General features: G+C 70.8%; 17 protein-coding genes and 1 pseudogene. 13 read left to right on the forward strand and 5 right to left on the reverse strand.

The genetic code is table 11. The features are described 5' to 3' along the window. Positions 1 to 1,536: an AMP-binding protein gene (locus AB0M82_RS29685; protein ID WP_364728591.1), complete on the forward strand. Its 1,536-nt coding sequence runs from the start codon at positions 1 to 3 to the stop codon at positions 1,534 to 1,536. Here AB0M82_RS29685 and AB0M82_RS29690 read toward each other — a convergent pair. Then, positions 1,505 to 1,906 carry a hypothetical protein gene (locus AB0M82_RS29690; RefSeq protein WP_364728593.1) on the reverse strand — a complete coding sequence of 134 codons (402 nt, stop codon included), beginning with the start codon at positions 1,904 to 1,906 and terminating at the stop codon, positions 1,505 to 1,507. The two genes, AB0M82_RS29685 and AB0M82_RS29690, sit on opposite strands and share 32 nt — an antisense overlap. Positions 1,907 to 2,708: 802 nt before the next feature. On the opposite strand from AB0M82_RS29690, the gene AB0M82_RS29695 reads away from it, so the two are divergent. From AB0M82_RS29695 to AB0M82_RS29715, 5 genes and pseudogenes are all read left to right on the forward strand, one after another. After that, complete coding sequence (locus AB0M82_RS29695; RefSeq protein ID WP_364728686.1) at positions 2,709 to 3,938, forward strand: DUF222 domain-containing protein; 1,230 nt, start codon at positions 2,709 to 2,711, stop codon at positions 3,936 to 3,938. Between the two features lie 228 nt (positions 3,939 to 4,166). Continuing rightward, positions 4,167 to 4,303 (forward strand): annotated as a pseudogene (locus AB0M82_RS29700) (transposase); the annotation flags it as partial. A gap of 514 nt (positions 4,304 to 4,817) precedes the next feature. Beyond that, on the forward strand, positions 4,818 to 5,372 hold the full coding sequence (locus AB0M82_RS29705) for a hypothetical protein (protein ID WP_364728596.1): 555 nt from the start codon (positions 4,818 to 4,820) through the stop codon (positions 5,370 to 5,372). 51 nt (positions 5,373 to 5,423) lie between these two features. Further along, complete coding sequence (locus tag AB0M82_RS29710) at positions 5,424 to 5,816, forward strand: hypothetical protein (protein ID WP_364728599.1); 393 nt, start codon at positions 5,424 to 5,426, stop codon at positions 5,814 to 5,816. A 70-nt stretch (positions 5,817 to 5,886) separates the two neighbouring features. Next, a complete protein-coding gene (locus tag AB0M82_RS29715) occupies positions 5,887 to 8,235 on the forward strand; it encodes an EAL domain-containing protein (RefSeq protein ID WP_364728601.1) in 2,349 nt (782 codons plus the stop codon). Here AB0M82_RS29715 and AB0M82_RS29720 read toward each other — a convergent pair. Beyond that, a complete protein-coding gene (locus AB0M82_RS29720) occupies positions 8,232 to 9,047 on the reverse strand; it encodes a cyclase family protein (protein ID WP_364728604.1) in 816 nt (271 codons plus the stop codon). The genes AB0M82_RS29715 and AB0M82_RS29720 overlap by 4 nt on opposite strands. 87 nt (positions 9,048 to 9,134) lie before the next feature. Here AB0M82_RS29720 and AB0M82_RS29725 point away from each other — a divergent pair, with 87 nt between their 5' ends. Next, positions 9,135 to 9,557, forward strand: a complete 423-nt coding sequence (locus tag AB0M82_RS29725) for a DUF5709 domain-containing protein (protein ID WP_364728606.1) — start codon at positions 9,135 to 9,137, stop codon at positions 9,555 to 9,557. 78 nt (positions 9,558 to 9,635) lie between these two features. On the opposite strand, the gene AB0M82_RS29730 is transcribed toward AB0M82_RS29725, so the two are convergent. Continuing rightward, positions 9,636 to 10,022, reverse strand: a complete 387-nt coding sequence (locus AB0M82_RS29730) for a MerR family transcriptional regulator (RefSeq protein WP_364728609.1) — start codon at positions 10,020 to 10,022, stop codon at positions 9,636 to 9,638. A 64-nt stretch (positions 10,023 to 10,086) separates the two neighbouring features. Here AB0M82_RS29730 and AB0M82_RS29735 point away from each other — a divergent pair, with 64 nt between their 5' ends. Further along, positions 10,087 to 11,259, forward strand: a complete 1,173-nt coding sequence (locus AB0M82_RS29735; RefSeq protein WP_364728611.1) for an MFS transporter — start codon at positions 10,087 to 10,089, stop codon at positions 11,257 to 11,259. Here the strand turns inward: AB0M82_RS29735 and AB0M82_RS29740 are convergent. Beyond that, complete coding sequence (locus AB0M82_RS29740) at positions 11,256 to 12,626, reverse strand: aminotransferase class V-fold PLP-dependent enzyme (protein ID WP_364728689.1); 1,371 nt, start codon at positions 12,624 to 12,626, stop codon at positions 11,256 to 11,258. The genes AB0M82_RS29735 and AB0M82_RS29740 overlap by 4 nt on opposite strands. A gap of 107 nt (positions 12,627 to 12,733) precedes the next feature. Here AB0M82_RS29740 and AB0M82_RS29745 point away from each other — a divergent pair, with 107 nt between their 5' ends. From AB0M82_RS29745 to AB0M82_RS29765, 5 genes are all read left to right on the forward strand, one after another. Continuing rightward, positions 12,734 to 13,267, forward strand: a complete 534-nt coding sequence (locus AB0M82_RS29745) for a GNAT family N-acetyltransferase (RefSeq protein WP_364728613.1) — start codon at positions 12,734 to 12,736, stop codon at positions 13,265 to 13,267. Positions 13,268 to 13,311: 44 nt separating this feature from the next. After that, positions 13,312 to 13,941 carry a class I SAM-dependent methyltransferase gene (locus AB0M82_RS29750; RefSeq protein WP_364728615.1) on the forward strand — a complete coding sequence of 210 codons (630 nt, stop codon included), beginning with the start codon at positions 13,312 to 13,314 and terminating at the stop codon, positions 13,939 to 13,941. Between the two features lie 92 nt (positions 13,942 to 14,033). Then, a complete protein-coding gene (locus tag AB0M82_RS29755) occupies positions 14,034 to 15,212 on the forward strand; it encodes a helix-turn-helix domain-containing protein (RefSeq protein ID WP_364728618.1) in 1,179 nt (392 codons plus the stop codon). A 50-nt stretch (positions 15,213 to 15,262) separates the two neighbouring features. Beyond that, on the forward strand, positions 15,263 to 15,742 hold the full coding sequence (locus AB0M82_RS29760) for a DUF2975 domain-containing protein (RefSeq protein ID WP_364728621.1): 480 nt from the start codon (positions 15,263 to 15,265) through the stop codon (positions 15,740 to 15,742). After that, a complete protein-coding gene (locus AB0M82_RS29765; protein WP_364728623.1) occupies positions 15,742 to 15,948 on the forward strand; it encodes a helix-turn-helix transcriptional regulator in 207 nt (68 codons plus the stop codon). The genes AB0M82_RS29760 and AB0M82_RS29765 overlap by 1 nt, the downstream gene beginning before the upstream one ends. Positions 15,949 to 15,951: 3 nt before the next feature. On the opposite strand, the gene AB0M82_RS29770 is transcribed toward AB0M82_RS29765, so the two are convergent. After that, entirely contained in the window at positions 15,952 to 16,437 is a 486-nt protein-coding gene (locus AB0M82_RS29770) for a MarR family transcriptional regulator (RefSeq protein WP_364728625.1), read from the reverse strand. Positions 16,438 to 16,450 lie beyond the last annotated feature (13 nt).

The raw sequence follows: 16,450 nt of genomic DNA on the forward strand, positions 1-16,450 counted from the left end.
ATGCGCCTCGTCGACTACCTCGACAAGGGGGCCTCGCTCGGCCCCTCGGCGCCGTGCCTGACGATGGCCGGCGTCTCGCTGAGCTACACGTTCGTCCAGGAGCTGTCCTGGCGGATCGCCCGGGCGCTGGACCGGTCCGGCGTGCGCCCGGGCGAGAAGGTCGCGATCCTGTCCGGCAACGACCCGACCGCGTTTTCCTGCGTCTTCGGCATTTCGCGGGCGGGCGCGGTCTGGTGCCCGGTCAACCCGCGCAACGCCGCCGGCGAGAACCGGGACCTGCTCGACCTGTTCGACTGCACGTGCCTGATCTTCCAGTCGTCGTTCGCGCCGCTGGTCGAGCGGATCCGGCCGGACCTGCCGCAGCTGAAGACGGTGGTCTGCCTCGACGGCGCCCCGCCCGGCGCGACGCCGTTCCATCAGTGGCTGGAGGAGGACACTTCGCCTTGGGAAGCACCGCCGGTGGACGACGTCGTGATGATCGTCGGCACCGGCGGGACCACCGGCCGTCCGAAGGGAGTGGTGCTGACCGGGCACAACATCGAGACGATGACGGCGCTGACGTTGCTGAGCTACCCCTTCGAGGGGCGGCCGCGGTACCTGGCGCTGGCGCCGCTGACGCACGCGGCGGGGGTGTTGTGCTTCCCGGTCATGACGCTCGGCGGTGAGATCGTCGTGATGCCGACGCCGGATCTGACGGAGTTCGTCCAGCTGGTGGAGCGGCAGCGGATCACGCACGCGTTCCTGCCGCCGACGTTGATCTACCTCCTGCTGGACAACACCACCCTGGACGCCGCGGACCTTTCGTCGTTGCAATGCCTCTGGTACGGCGCGGCGCCGATGTCCACCGCGCGGCTGAAGGAGGCGATCGAGCGGATCGGCCCGGTGCTGGGTCAGCTGTTCGGGCAGTCGGAGGCACCGATGATGATCGCCACGCTGGCACCGGCGGACCATTTCCACCCGGACGGCACCCTCGCCGTCTCGCGGTTCGCTTCGGCCGGGAAACCCACCCCGCTGACCCAGGTGGCCATTGTGGACCCGGCAGGCCGGTTGCTGGAACGCGGCGCCCGCGGGGAGATCGTGGTTCGCGGTCCGCTCGTGATGGCCGGGTACTACAAGGATCCGGCGGCGACGGCGTCGGTGTCCCGCGACGGGTGGCACCACACCGGGGACGTCGGCTACCTGGATCAGGAAAATTATCTGTACATTGTGGACCGGCTCAAGGACATGATCATCAGTGGCGGGTTCAACGTCTATTCCGCCGAGGTCGAACAGGCGTTGATGAGCCATCCCGCGGTCCGGGACTGCGCCGTCGTAGGGTTGCCGCACGACAAGTGGGGTGAGCAGGTCACCGCCGTGGTGCAGTTCCATTCCGGACGTGGGATCGAATCCGCCGAGCTGCTCGGGTTCGCGAAAGGGCTGCTCGGGAGCGTCAAGGCGCCCAAGGAGATTCTGGTCTGGCCGGAGCTGCCTCGGTCCAAGGTGGGCAAGGTGCTGAAGGGGGAGGTCAAGGAGCGGTTGCTGAAGGGACCGCGGTGACCCACGAACGGAGCTTTCCGGGATTCCGCACCGCCCAGATGTTCCTGATCAGCTCCCCCGCGACGTCGAACGCGATGACCGTCACCACGGCCCCGTCCCGATGGGCGAGCAGGCCCGGCCGCCCGTTGACCGTGGTCTCCACCAGCGTCAGCGCCGGTATCCGCTCCGTGATCGCGACCGTGTAGCGCGCCACCTGTTCGCCGCCCGTGACCGGGCGGAGCCAGCTTGAACGCCCGGACGACGTCGGCACTCCGGCCGGGAGGAGGCGGCGGCGACGCCCGGACCCGCCGCCGCGCCGACGTCGCCAGCTGGCGGCACGCCGCCGCCGAGCGGCCTGCTGCGGCTCCGGCAGGGCAGTCGTCGGCAACACCTACCACACGATCCGGCGGACCGAACTGCTCCGCAAATCCGGGGCGACCGAGGAGCAGATCGCCGCGGTGGCGTCCTGGCAGGACGCGTCTACTTCTTCGACGCCGAGCGCGTCGCGCTGGAACTCGCGGAGGCGGTCCTGACTCCGAATCCTTACGGCCGACTAACTGTTCGTCCGCGCCGCGGCCCACTACGACACTCGTCCTCATCCTCGCCCAGACGTGCTTCTTCGTGCCGGTGGCCCTGATCGCGAAGCCGATCCCCGGGCGGCCGCTGGGCAAGAACTACAGCAATGTAGCGCGACTGCGTCTCCGGCTCCCGGTCCGTTCGTCGGAACCGGAGGCGTTGGCGCGTGGGGCTGGGTTTTCAAGATACGGCTTCGCCGTGGCGTGGGAAATCGGCGCTCCTCGTGGTTGTTTTCGCGCTGTGGTCGGCAGCGCCGATTCCCCACGCAACGGTTCCCCTGCCGCCTTCACGTTCGTGGCTAAGTGTTGCGATGCAAGGACATTCGATCTCACGACAACTCGATCGGTCGTCGTGTTCGGGATGCGGCACCGGGCTGCGCCGGCGCGACGAGTTCCGCCGGCAGGTGGCGGACCTCCCCTTCATCAACAACCAAGCCGAACGCGCCCACGCGTGCGCGGTTACATCTCCACCGCCCGCAAGAATGGTCTTCACGTCATCACCGCGCTACGCAACGCCGTCACCGGAAACCCTTGGCTGCCAACGAACACCGAAACAGCCTGAACAGTTAACCCGATCGTGTGATGAACACGTGTTCGGTTGCCGGTATTCTCAGGGTTATGTCCAGTGTTGCTGTGTGGCAAGCCGATGCGGTCGCCCTCGCCGACCGCGTCGGTGAGCTGCTCACGCGCATGCGAGCCACCGAAGCCGAACTCGGCACCCTCCTCGTCGAGATCGAAACCCGCGGAGTCATGGACCTGTTCGGATACCGGTCCGTGGCCCGGTTGCTGGAACATCTGGCCGATGTCCCCAAAGCCGCCGCCGAGCACGTCGTGAAACGAGCGCGGGCACTCAACGCCGGCCAAAACCTGGACGGTTCTCCGATCCCCGCCCTCGCCCCAGCCACCGGTGCCACCGCCTCGACTGGTGCGTTGAGCAACCCGACGATCGACGCGATCGTCGACGTGGTGAAACAGGCCCCGCCCGAACACCGCGACCGCGTCGAACAGGATCTACTGGCCTTCGCCGAGGACGCCGGGCACAAGCAGGTCGCCGCCCTCGGCACCCGAATCCTCGCCCACCTCGATCCTGACGGTCCCGAACCCGACGACACCGAACCCGCCACCCCCACCCGCGAACTCTCCCTCCGCCGCAAACGCTCCGGCATCTGGGAACTGCACGGCACATTCGACGACGAGACCGGCACCCGCGCCCACGCCGTGCTGGACGCCCTCGCCCAGCGCCGCAGCAGCGACGAAGGCCCCGACCTCCGCTCCCCACAAGAACGCTACGGCGACGCCTTCTCCGACACCATCGACCTCGCCCTCAACTCACCGGACTTGCCGATTCAGGCCGGCGAGCGGGCCCACGTGATGGTCGCGGTGTCACTCGAAGACCTCAAGACCGGTGTCGGGAAAGCCATCCTCGGCGATGCCGGCACCATGTCGGCGGCCGAAGCACGCATCCACGCCTGCGACTGCAAAGTCATCCCCGCAGTTCTCGGGGCGAAGAGTGACCCCCTGGACCTGGGCCGCTTCCGCCGGCTGATCTCGCCCGGGCTCCGCCGCGCCCTGTATCTACGGGATCGTGGCTGCGCGTTCCCCGGCTGTCATCGTCCGCCCCGGCATTGCCAGGGGCATCACCTCCGGCACTGGGCCGACGGCGGTCCGACGAACCTGGGCAACCTGGCGTTGATGTGTTCTCACCATCACCGGCTGCTGCACCGCTCCGGATGGGAAGCCCGCATCGCCACCGACGGACTCCCCGAATTTCTCCCACCAGCATTCCTGGACAAACAACGAAAACCCCGGCGCAACAACCTCCACCAACCACTGCCCTTCGCAGCCTGACCAACCACACAACGGGAAAGGCCCGCAGCCAACCGGCTCCGGGCCCACACCCACGCCCAGCTCCGGCACTCCCCCGACCACACGGGACGGGACTGTAAAACGTTCGGCTCTGGTGCACTTTCGGTGGTGGTGGTGTGGGCCGCCAGCCGGGACGGGTTTGCGGGGTTGCCATGATCGTTTGTGGCTGAGGTTGCGGAGCTGGTCGGTACGGTGTTCTCGGGGCTTTCGGCGCTGTCGATTGCGATCACCCTTGATTACCACAACGGACGCACCGAAGGCGTGAACACCAAAAGAAGCTGATTAAGCGGCAGATGTACGGAAGAGCCGGCATCGCCCTCCTGCGCCACCGCATCCTCCTCGGGTAAGACCACCACCGAATGTGCGTCAGAGCCGCTCGTTTGACAGACCCCCGTGAGTTGTTCGACTCGGTATTCTTGCTGCGCTTGGGTTTTCGACTGTTCGTGCTGGTGGCGGTGTGGACGTTGTGGCGTGCCGCGGGTCGGTGGTCGGGTGTTCCGACGGAGGTGTCGGGGCCGGGCCGAGAGGGTTCGGGACGCCGAGGGTTTGCTTGAGCATGCGGAAGGTGTGCTCGATGTCGAACCGGCGCAGAAACGCCTGCCAGGCCAGATCGGCCTCGGCGTGGTCCAGGCCGATGCGGGAGTGCCCAAGCCACACAGGTTTCGGGATCGCGCCGGGGGGCAGGCGCTCGACCTGCAGTCGGATCACGGTGCCTTCGATGATCGGCAGGGGGCTCCGCAATGTGATCACCACACCGGACGTACCCGCGTACGCGCTCCGGCGTAGCCGGAAGTGCCGTACGTCGGCGGACGACGCCGGCGCCGCGGATCCCGACGATGGGAGGCGTCGAAAGGAGCGCATATGACCAGGCTGCGCACCCGGGCCCGCAAGACGTATCTGGTGGCGCACATCGTCTCGGCAGGGGCGTGGATCGGGATCGACGCCGTGCTCGGCGTTCTCGTCTGCACCGCGCTGATCTCGAGCGATCCCGCCACCATCAGTACCAGCCTGCGGGCTCTCGAACTCTTCGCCGTGTGGCCGATGCTCGTCGCCGCCCTGCTCACGCTCGCCACCGGCGTCGTGCTCGGGCTTGGCACCAGGTACGGCTTGGTCCGCTACCGGTGGGTGGCCGTGAAGCTCGCCGTCAACGTCCTGATGGCGCTGCTGATCCTGTTCGTGCTGCGGCCGGGGATCACCGAAGCCGCCGACGGGACAGGCGATCCCCGCGGCCTGCTCTACCCCGTGATCGTCGCCCCCGGCCTGTTGCTGTTCGCCAGCGTCCTCTCGGTGTTCAAGCCGTGGGGCCGCGTCCGGAAGGAGCCCCATGACCCAGCCCGTGGAAACGACCGCGCTGACCAAGCGCTACGGCACGACCGCCGCGGTCGAGGACCTGAACCTGTCGGTGCGCGCCGGTGAGAGCTACGGCTTGAACACCGAGAGGACGCTGGCAAGACGACGACGCTGCGGATGCTGCTCGGCCTGATCCGGCCGACGTCCGGCCGCGTCCGGCTGTTCGGCGCCGAGCCCGGCCCCGGCAGCCTCGCCAAGGTCGGCGCCCTGATCGAAGGGCCCGCCTTCCACCCGTACCTGTCCGGCGGGTCAACCTGCGGATCTTCGCCGACCACGTCGCCGATGTGGGGCGCGCTGGGCGTGCTGCCGGCGATCGGCCTGCGCTCGGTCGCGCTGCCGATCGGGCTCGGCCTGGTCTGGCTGCTCGCCGGGTGTCGAGCAGGTCGTCGGATCCGGGCAGGCCACCGTCGTGCTGGCCGGCTATCTGGTCTTCTTCGGCGTGCTCGGCGGGTGGCTGCTGCACCGCCGCGACATCACCTGATGCGGGGGTGCCGGCCACCGGTGCGGTGAGCCGGTGTCCGATCACGCCCGGTGTAGTGTTTCCCGGTCCGACCGGCGTGTGTGACCCACGTGAGGTGCCATGACAGTGCGGCGGTACCCCGTGGCGATCCTGCTCGTCGTCGTCACGGTGGCCCTGGTCGCGGTGAACGGTCTCGCACTGTGGGGCGACACCTTCGCGCTGTGGATCGACGACGCCATGCAGCTGAGCGCCGGGGTCTCCGCGGTCGTCTGCGGCTTCCTGGTCGCGCGCCGGGTCCGCGGGCACCAGCGCTGGTGGCGCGCGGTGATCGCGCTCGGCATGACCGGCTGGTCACTCGGCCAGTGCGTCTGGTCCTGGTACCAGCTCATCGACGGCCGCGGGCTGCCGTCGCCGTCGCTCGCCGACGTCGGGTACCTGAGCTTCCCGGTGTTCGCGCTCGTCGCGCTGTTCATCCTGGCCCGGGCGCGGATCCGGCCGGACCGCGAACGCTGGCAGCCCACGCAGTGGACCGCGCACTTCGGCGTCGCCGTGGTGCTCGACGGCCTGGTCGTCACCGGCTCGCTGTTCATCCTCACCTGGACCGCGGCGCTCGGGCAGCTGGTCCGCGCCACCGCGCCGGACGCGCTCGCCTGGGCCGTCGCCATCGCGTACCCGCTGTCGGACCTGGTCGTCGTGGTCGTCGCGGTGCTGCTGGTGGTGTTCGACCGGGTCGACCGCCCGTACCGCGCCAACCTGCTGCTGCTCGCCGTCGGGATCGTCGCGCTCGCCTGCTCCGACAGCGTGTTCGCCTACCTGGTCAGCATCGGCGCGGAAAGCATGAAGCCGTGGTCGGACGCGGGGTTCGTGCTCGGCCCGCTGTTCATCGCGTACGCCCTGCTGGTCACCCCGGACACGCGGCGGCGCGACGAGGCGGGCCCGCCGGTCGGGGTCGACTGGTGGCAGCTGGCGCTGCCGTACGTGCCGGTCACCGCCGTCGCGCTGCTGATCACCGTGCAGGTCGTGGCGGGCGCCGGGCCGGACGCGGTCGAGGTCTACGTCGGTGTGCTGGTGGTGCTCCTGGTGCTCGCCCGGCAGCTGCTTTCCTTGCTGGACAACAGATTGCTGCTGCGCCGCGTGTACGAGGGCCAGCAGCAGCTGACCCACCAGGCCTACCACGACCCGCTGACCGGGCTGGCCAACCGCCTGTTGTTCGCCGACCGGCTGGACCGGGCCATCGAGCAGAGTGGGACCAAGCAGAGTGGGATCAAGCAGGGCGGGGAACCCGTCGACGGGCAGCGGCCGCTCGTGCTGATCTTCGTCGACCTGGACGACTTCAAGGAGGTCAACGACCGGTTCGGGCACGCGGGCGGCGACGCCCTGCTGCACGCGGTCGCCCAGCGCCTGCTGAGCTGCGTGCGCTCGGGCGACACCGTCGCGCGCCTCGGCGGCGACGAGTTCGCCATCCTGCTGGAGGGCGAGCTGGACGCCCCGCAGGCCGTCGCCGACCGGATCCAGGGCGTGCTGCGGCGGCCGTTCGCGGTGGACGGCACGCTGGTCCCGGTCCGCGCGAGCATGGGCCTGGTGGTGCCGGACCCGGCCGAGCCGCTGATCACCTCGGACGTGCTGCTGGGCCGCGCGGACACGTCGATGTACGCGGGCAAGCGCCTCGGCAAGGACACCACCGTCGTCTATCGCCCTTCGCAGGACGGCCCGCCCGACTTCCCGTCGGCGCTGCGCCGGGCGGACGGCGGCCTCCCGGACGGCTTCGCCCTGGTGTTCCAGCCGATCGTCCGGCTGCCCGACGAGACCCCGGTGGCCGTGGAGGCACTGGCCAGGTGGACCACGCGGGACGGTGCTTCGGTGTCACCCGAGACGTTCGTCCGCGCGGCCGAGGGCGCCGGCCTCGGCGCCGAACTCGACGCGCTGGTGCTGGACCTGGCCTGCCGGGAGATCGCCGCGGCCGGGCTGGACCTCACCGTGCACGTCAACGTGTGCGCGAGCGGGCTCGGCGCCGCCGCACTGGAGCAGAGCGTCGGCGCGAGCCTCGCCCGGTACCGGCTGCCCGCGGACCGGCTTGTCGTCGAGATCACCGAGACCGTGCCGGTGCCGGACCTGTGCGCGGGCGCCGAAGCGATCCGGCGGCTGCAGGAGCTCGGCGTCCGGGTGGCGCTCGACGACTTCGGCGCCGGGTACAGCTCGCTGACCGTCCTGCACGCGCTGCCGGTCGACCTGATCAAGCTGGACCGGGCGCTGACCACCGGCGTCCAGCCGGAGCGGGACACCGCGCTGTGCCGGTCGCTGGTCGGGCTGTGCGCCGACCTCGACATGGCCGTGGTCGCCGAAGGCATCGAGACGGCCGAGCAGGCCGAACTGATCATCCGGGCGGGCTGCACCACCGCCCAGGGCTACCTGTTCGGCCACCCGGCTCCGCTGTCCGCGCTGCGGCTGTCGACGCTTTCCGCCGGTTAGGCCTTCACCCCCGGCGGCAGCACGCCGAAGATCGTCGCCGTCGAGCCGGCGCCGTCGCGGTTGATCGGCCCGCCGACGAGCACCCACGCGCCGGTGGTGGGCAGTGCCTTGAGGTTCGCCAGGATCTCCAGGCTGATCCGGTGCCGCCGGTAGACCAGCTTGGACACCGCGTACGTCTCGTCCGTGCCGACGTCGGGGCTGAACGTGTCGGTGCCGGTGCCGCCGCGGCGGCCCAGCCGTCCGGTGTCGATCAGCCACTGGACGGCCGGGATCGAGAAGCCGGGTTGGTGCGGCACGCCGTCCGCGTCGGTGTTCGGGAAGGCGGGGGTGCCCCACTTGGCGTCCCAGCCGGTCCACAGCACGACGACGGCGTCGTCGGGGATCCGGCCGTGGCGCTTCTCCCACGCCTTGAGGTCGTCGACCGTCACGCCGTAGTCGGGGTTCGCCGCGGCCTTCGCCCTGATGTCGATCTTGACGGCGGGCCGGAACAGATCCGCCGGATCCATGTCGTCGGCGAGCGGCTCACCCGTGTTGAAGTGCCCGGGCGCGCCCCAGTGCGTCCCGGTATGCTCGCCTTCGCGGACGAACTGGAGGTAGTAGCCCTCTTCGGGGATGGTGGCGATGGTTTCCAGCTCGAAGGCCGGGTCCCCGGGGAAGACGTTGGTCGTGGCGGGGTCGTTGACGTGCGACAGGTTGACCAGGTTCAGCTGGTCGAGCCGTGGCGCCTGCGCGGCCTGCGCGGTGCGCCCGGACAGGGCGGCGCCGAACACCCCGGCCAGCCCCGCGGCCAGCGCCCTGCGTCTCATCGGCATGGGGGATCACCTTTCACCTGGACACTCACGGTGCGGTGATATCACCCGTGTCCCGCACGGCCAAGAGGTTTGCGCGAAGATGGCGGCATGGACGACGACATCGAAGACAACGCCGACAACGGCATCCTCGACCCCGAGGACACTTTGGACGACCGCGACGAGCTCGCGGAGGGGTATTCACCGCCGGAACGGGCGCAGGCGACCGAAGGCTGGGGCACCACCGCGCGCGAGACAGCGGAGGGCGAAAGCTGGGCGGGCCGGCTCGCGCGCGAGGTCCCGGACGTGGCCACCGAGGAAGGTGACGGCCTCGGCGACAGCGACGACACGGACGGCGAGCTGATCGACGACGAGGTCGGCGACGTCCGCGCGGGCCGCCTGGTCGCGACGGACGAGGGCTACGGCGAGGACAGCGACGAAGAGCTGTACGCGTCGGACGCGGGCATCGACGGCGGCGCGGCTTCGGCGGAGGAAGCGGCGGTCCACGTGATCGACCCGTCGCGGCGCTGGTAAGCGGTTAATGGGTGCGCTGTACGACACCATGGGCCGCCGCGTTCGCCGCCGCCCGGCTGGGCCGGCTGGGCTGAAGCGCTAACCTGCGCCGCCGCTCCCGGCCGGGTCGTACGCGCGGACCGCGTCGAGGTACTCCGCGATCGCGTCCCGGTTGCGCAGCAGGCAGTCCGCGCGCCGTGTCATCCGGTCGCGTTCCTCCTCCAGCGTCGCGATCATCTCCGGGGTCGCGTCCGGGAAGTAGATCGCCCGGGGCTTGTCGAGGCAGGGCAGGATCTGTTTGATGATCCGGGTGGGCAGGCCGGCGTCGAGCAGCCCGCGGACCTGGATCACCCGGTCGACCGTCGCCTCGTCGTAGTCGCGGTAGCCGTTCGGCCCGCGGCCGGCGACGATCAGCCCTTGTTCCTCGTAGTACCGGAGCAGCCGGCGGGATGTGCCGGTGCGCTCCGCGAGCTCGCCGATCCGCATGTGCGCCACCTCACGTCCGCCGGGCTGGACCTTCACATCGATGTGAGGGTTCGAGCATAGCGGCATGACGAGCCTCCGCACCGGACCAACCACCCTCCCCCTGACCGCACTCTTCGCCCTGACCACCGCCGCCTTCGTCACCGTGCTCACCGAGGCGCTGCCCGCGGGCGTGCTGCCCGGGATGAGCGCCGGGCTGGGCGTCGGCGAATCCGTGGCCGGCCAGGCCGTGACGATCTACGCCCTCGGCACGGCGCTCACCGCCATCCCGCTCTCCGCGGCCACCGCGACCTGGCGCCGCAAGCGTTTGCTGCTGGCGGGCGTCGCCGGATTCGCCGTGGCCAACACCGTCACGGCGCTGTCGGCGGACTACGCGCTGACGATGGTGGCCCGGTTCGTCGCCGGGGTGGCCGCGGGCGTCGTCTGGGCGTTGCTGGCCGGCTACGCGCGCCGGCTCGCGCCCGCGCACCTGCGGGGCAAGGCCATCGCGATCGTGATGGCCGGCATCCCGCTCGCGCTTTCGCTGGGCATCCCGGCCGGCACGTTCCTCGGCGGCCTGCTCGGCTGGCGCTCGTCGTTCGGCGTCATGTCGGCGATCGCGGTCGTGCTGCTCGCCTGGATCACCGCGCGGGTCCCGGACCAGCCCGGCCAGGCAAGCGGCCGCACGCCGGTGGCGCGCACGCTCACCGTGCCGGGTGTGCTCCCGGTGCTGGCCGTCACGCTGGTGTTCGTGCCGGCGCACACGGTGCTCTACACCTACGTCGCCGCATTCCTCGGCCACGCCGGGCTGGGCGGTTCGGTGGACGTCGTCCTGCTGGTGTTCGGGGTCGCGTCGATGGCGGGCATCGGGCTCGTCGGCGCCGTCATCGACCGCGCGCTGCGTCCGCTGATGGTGATCAGCACGATCCTGGTCGCGGTGGCCGCGGCGCTGCTGGCGGTGTTCGCGGACAGCCCGGTCCTCGTCTACGTCGCCGTGACGCTCTGGGGCCTCGGCTGGGGCGGCGTTCCGACGCTGCTCCAGACGGCGGCCGGGAACGCCGGTGGCGAGGCGGCGGACAACGCGCAGGCCATGCTCGTCACGCTGTGGAACGCGGCGATGGCCGCGGGCGGGGTCGCCGGCGGCGTGCTGCTCGACGCCGCCGGGCCGGCGTCCTTCCCGTGGACGCTCCTCGTACTCCTGCTGCCGGTGCTCGCCGTGGTGCTCGGCGCGCGGCGCCACGGCTTTCCCGCACACTCCTAAGTGGACGGAGCGCGGCCGGCCAGCCGGAGGATCGCCGCGGCCGAGCGGTCGACGTCGGCCTCCGTCGTGGTCCAGCCGGACACCGAGATCCGCAGGTACCGGCGGCCGCGCCAGGTGGTGCCGCCCAGCCAGCACGTGCCGTCGCGCTGGACGGCGGCGGTGACCGCGTCGGTCCGGGCGTCGTCGCCGAAGGAGACCAGGACCTGGTTGAGGACGACGTCGTTGGCGATCTCGGCGCCGCCGTCGGCGAGGGCTCCGGCGAAGCGGCGGGCCAGCCGGCAGCAGCGGTCGACGAGCTCGGCGACGCCGTCGCGGCCCAGTTCGCGCAAGGCCGCCCAGACCGCGAACCCGCGGGCGCGGCGCGACGACTCCAGCGTCAGGTCGCCCATCCCGGACACCTCCCCGGCGCCGACGAGGTAGGCCGCCCGGTAGGCGATCGCCTCGGCGTGGACGGCGGGGCGCGCGCAGAAGACGAACCCCGAGTCGTACGGCACGTTCAGCCACTTGTGGCCGTCGCAGGCCCAGGAGTCGGCCAGCCCGACGCCGTCGAGCAGCGCCGCCGTCGCCGGGTTGGCCGCGGCCCAAAGCCCGAAAGCGCCGTCGACGTGGGCCCAGCCGCCGTGGCGGTGTGTCAGTTCGCAGGCGGCACGGAGGTCGTCACAGGCGCCGGTGTTCACGTTCCCCGCCTGCAGGCAGACGATCACCGGTCCGCGCCCGGCGGCGAGGACCCGTTCGAGGTCTTCGGTGTCGATCGCGCCTTGGGCATCGGTGGCCACCGGCTCGACGGCCCGGGTGCCGAATCCCAGCAGGCGCAGCGCGCGGTCGATGGTGGCGTGCCGCTCCTCGCTCGCGACGACGCGGACGCGCGGGGCGCCGGTGAGCCCGTTGCGTTCGACGTCCCAGCTCGCTTCGGCCAGCACGTGGTGCCGGGCCGCGGCCAGCCCGACGGTGTTCGCCGCCTGCCCGCCGGTGACGAACCCGGTGGACGCCGTCGCGGGGATGCCGAGCAGCTCCTTCAGCCAGCCGCCCGCGGCTTCCTCCGCGGCCGCGGCGGCCGGGGACAGCACGGCGTTGAACCCGTTCTGGTCCCAGCCGGTGGCGAGAACATCCGCGGCGGTCGCGGCGGGCAGCGCCCCGCCGATGACGAACCCGAAGAACCGCGGCCCCGCGGTGGCGACGAGCCCCGGCTCGGCGGCGCGGGCGAGTTCTTCGAGCACTTGGGACGGCGGGCTCGGCCGCTGGGACAGCGGCCCTCCGAAGCCGGCCCGGAGGGCGGCCGGATCGGCCGCGAGAGCGACCGGCCGGTCCGGCAGGCTCGCGCGGTAGGCGGCGGCCAGCTCGGCGGCACGGGCCAGAAGATCACGCATCTCGTCCACGGAGCCGACTGTAGGCCGGAGCCTCGGGGATTAAGTGCTCATCTTCTGAGCACTTTCGCGCGGGAACAATCGAGGACCGCCCGGCGTAGCGTCCTGGTATGGAAACTCCGTTGAGCACCGACCGGCTCGTGATCCGGGACTGGACGGTGGACGACGCCGAAGCCGCCTTCGCGATCTACGGCGCGGAGGACGTGACGCACTGGCTGACCCCGGCCATGGATCGCGTCGGCGACATCGGCGCGATGCGCGCGGTCTTGAATGCCTGGCAGGAGGCGCAGCCGAACCTGCCGCCGCCGCGCGGCCGGTGGGCCGTGGAGCGCAAGGAGGACGGCGCGGTGATCGGCGGCCTCGGCATCCGGCTGCTGCCGCCGTTCGAGGAGGACCTCGAGCTGAGCTGGCAGCTCAGCCCCGGCGTCTGGGGCCAGGGCTACGCGTCGGAGGCGGCGACCGCGCTGATCGAATGGGCGTTCACCCAGGACACCGACGAGCTGTTCGCCGTCGCCCGGCCGAACAACACGCGCGCGATCGCCGTCGCCAAGCGGCTCGGCATGCAGTGGGTCGGCGAGACGGACAAGTACTACAACCTGCGGCTGCAGGTCTACCGGATCCGCCGCACCGACCTCATCGACTGACCGGCTCCGGCGGGGAGACGCGGATTTCTGGCAGGCTCAAAGGCATGTCGCTGCCCGAATCCGCCGCCGAGGTCTTCGACGCACTCGGCAAGGACTACGAACACGCCTTCCGCACCGCGACCGCGCACCGGGACGCGCTCACCGAACCGCTCGCGAACCTGCCCGCGCGGGCGAAGGTGCTCGACCTCGGCGCGGGCACCGGGCGGCCCACCGCCGACGTCCTTGCCGCGGCGGGCCACGACGTGACCGGGTACGACGTCGCACCGAAGATGGTCGAGATCGCGCGGGCGCAGGTGCCGTCCGCCCGGTTCGAGCTCGGCGACATGCGCGAACTTTCCTTCGCGGCCGGGACCTGGGACGCGATCACGGCGTTCTTCTCGATGCTGCAACTCCCCCGGGCCGAGCAGGAAACCATGATCGGCCGCCTGGCGACCTGGCTGAAGCCGGGTGGCCTGCTGCTCTTCGCCACCGTGCCCGCCGACGTCGACGGGGTCGACACCGACTTCATGGGCCACGCGCTGCGCGTGAGCAGTTTCACCGCCGGCGCGCTGGCCGGCCGGCTGCGGGCGGCGGGCCTGGAGATCGCCCGCGAGGAGCAGGCGGAGTTCGCGCCCGACCACCCGGACGCCACGCCCGAGCCCCACGTCTACTTCATCGCGCGCAAGCCCGCCTGACGTCCGCCCTCATCACCTCAGGCCACCCGGGGACATGAATTTTGCTCAAGTTCGTGCGTATCCCGGGCCATGGCCCCGAGTTAAAGTGAGGAATGGGCATTGAAGCTCTGGCCAAGCCGGTACCTCGCGAACACCGTGAGCTGGTGCGCGAGATGCTCGCCAGGTTGCCGGAGTTCGCCGACCGCCTGGCCCGGTTGCTCAGCGAAAAGGACGAGTTCTACCGCCAGGTGGACCACGTCGCGCCCGGCGAGCTGCGCCAGGTCTGCCGGGCCAACCTCGAACGCGCGCTGACGGCGCTGGCCGAAGGCCGCGGCCTCGCCCTCGACGCCGCCCGGAAGACCGGCCTCGTCCAGGCGCGGCGGGGAATCCCGCTGCCCGCCGTGCTGCGCGCGTTCCGGATCGGCGGCACCTTCGTCTACGAGGCCCTGCTCGAGCTCGCCGGCCCGGAGTTCCTCAACCCGACCCGGACGATCGAGATCAACTCCTACGTCTGGAAGGCGATCGACCTCTACTCCGACGCGCTGACCACGGCGTACGAAGAGGTCGCGGCCGAGCCGTCGCACGCGAACGCGCGGCTGCTGGACGACCTGCTGCGCGGCAGGCTCACGAGCCAGACCGACATGGAGGCCGCCGTCCGGGAGCTGGGGCTGCCGACCGCCGGCATGTTCGTCGCCGTGGTCACCGAACGCGTCGAGCCGGACGAACACGACACCGTCGAGGCGCTGCTGCGGGCGCGTCGCTGGCGGTCGGTGTGGCGCCCCGGCGGGGAGGCCGGGCTGGTCGCGATCGACCGGCTCGAGGACGTCCGGCGGCTGCGGGAAGTCCTGGGCTCCCTGCCGGTGGCGGCCGGGATGAGCCGGCCGTTCACCGGGTTCCCCGACATCCCGGACGCGCTGCACCGGGCCCGGATCGCCCGCCGCTCGCTGCCGTCGGCGACGGCTGGTGTGGTGGTGTTCGGCGATTCGCCGGTGACCACGCTGGTCGCGGCCGCGCCGGAGATGGCCCGCGACGTCGTGCGGGCCGCGTTGGGCGGCGTGCTCACGCTGCCCGGCGCGGAACGCAAGGTCCTGCTCGACACACTGCTGGCCTGGTTCGCCGGTCACGGCTCGGCGAAGGAGGCCGCGGACCGGTTGTTCGTGCACCCCAACACGGTCCGCTACCGGCTGCGCCGCGTGCAGGACCTGACCAAGCGCGACCTCACCGACCCGGTCGACATCGGCGAGCTGTACGTCGCCCTCGAATCGGTCCGCCTCGATCCCGAGCCATCGTAGATCAATGGGTATCGATTGACTTTCGATAGATAAGCGACGATAGTCGTCTCATGCTCACCGAAAGACGCGCCGTCGCCGCACTCCGGGTCTTCCTCGTCGTGTTGTTCGGCGTCCTCCTCGTGTTCCAGACGCTTTCCCTGCCGGGCAGCATCGCCTACCACACGCAGCAGAACCCGCACGACGCGAACCTGCGCTGGCCGTTGACCGCCATCGCGGTGTTCCTCGTGCTGTGCGTCCAGGTCGTGGTCGTGGCGACCTGGAAGCTGTTGACACTGGTCAAGAAGGACCGGATCTTCACCAGCGCGTCCCTGAAGTGGGTCGACGCGATCGTCTGGGCCGTGGCCGCCGCGTGGCTGGTCTTCGCCGGCATGCTGATCTTCGCCGGCTTCAACGCGGACGACCCGGGGATGCCGATGCTGCTGTTCCTGGTGACCGTCGGGATCACCGTGATCGGCCTGCTGATGGTGGTCATGCGCGCACTGCTGCGGCAGGCCACCACCCTGCGGTCCGACCTGGAAGCGGTCATCTGATGGCGATCGTCGTGCGCATCGACGTCGAACTGGCCAAGCGCAAGATGACCGTCGGGGAGTTCGCCGAGAAGGTCGGGCTCACGCCGGCCAACGTCGCCGTGCTGAAGAACGGCCGGGCCAAGGCGGTGCGCTTCAGCACCCTCGAAGCCATGTGCCGGGTACTCGGCTGCCAGCCCGGCGACCTGCTCGAATGGGTCGACGACTAGTCGCTAGGCCAGGTCCTCGGGCCGCACCCGCAGCTTGGCGGCGATGCGGGCCAGCGCCTGCTGGTCGGCCGCGGTGAGCGGGTCGAGCACCGTCAGGACACTGCGCACGTGCGTGGGCGCGGCCGCGACGACCTTTTCGAAGCCCGCATCGGTGAGCGTGACCAGGGTGTACCGGCCGTCGCCGGGGTCGGGTGAGCGCTCCACCCAGCCCCGCTGCTCGAACCGCTTGACCACATTGGACAGCCGCGACAGGGAACCGTTGGCAAGGAAGGCCAGCTCGCTCATCCGCAGGCGGCGCTCCGGCGCCTCCGAAACTTGACTGAGCGCGAGGTACTCGAACAGCGTCAGGCCCGCTTCGCGCTGCAACGGCGTCTCGAGCCGCCCCGGGAGCAGGAGGATGAGCGAGACCAGGCCAGTCCAGGCTTCCTTTTCGGCAGCACTGAGCCAGCGTGCCTGGTCCGCGGGCTCCGGAGTGGCAGTGGTGGCCATGACGGCACCCTAC

The organism is Amycolatopsis sp. NPDC051128, from assembly GCF_040682715.1.
Lineage (GTDB): Bacteria > Actinomycetota > Actinomycetes > Mycobacteriales > Pseudonocardiaceae > Amycolatopsis.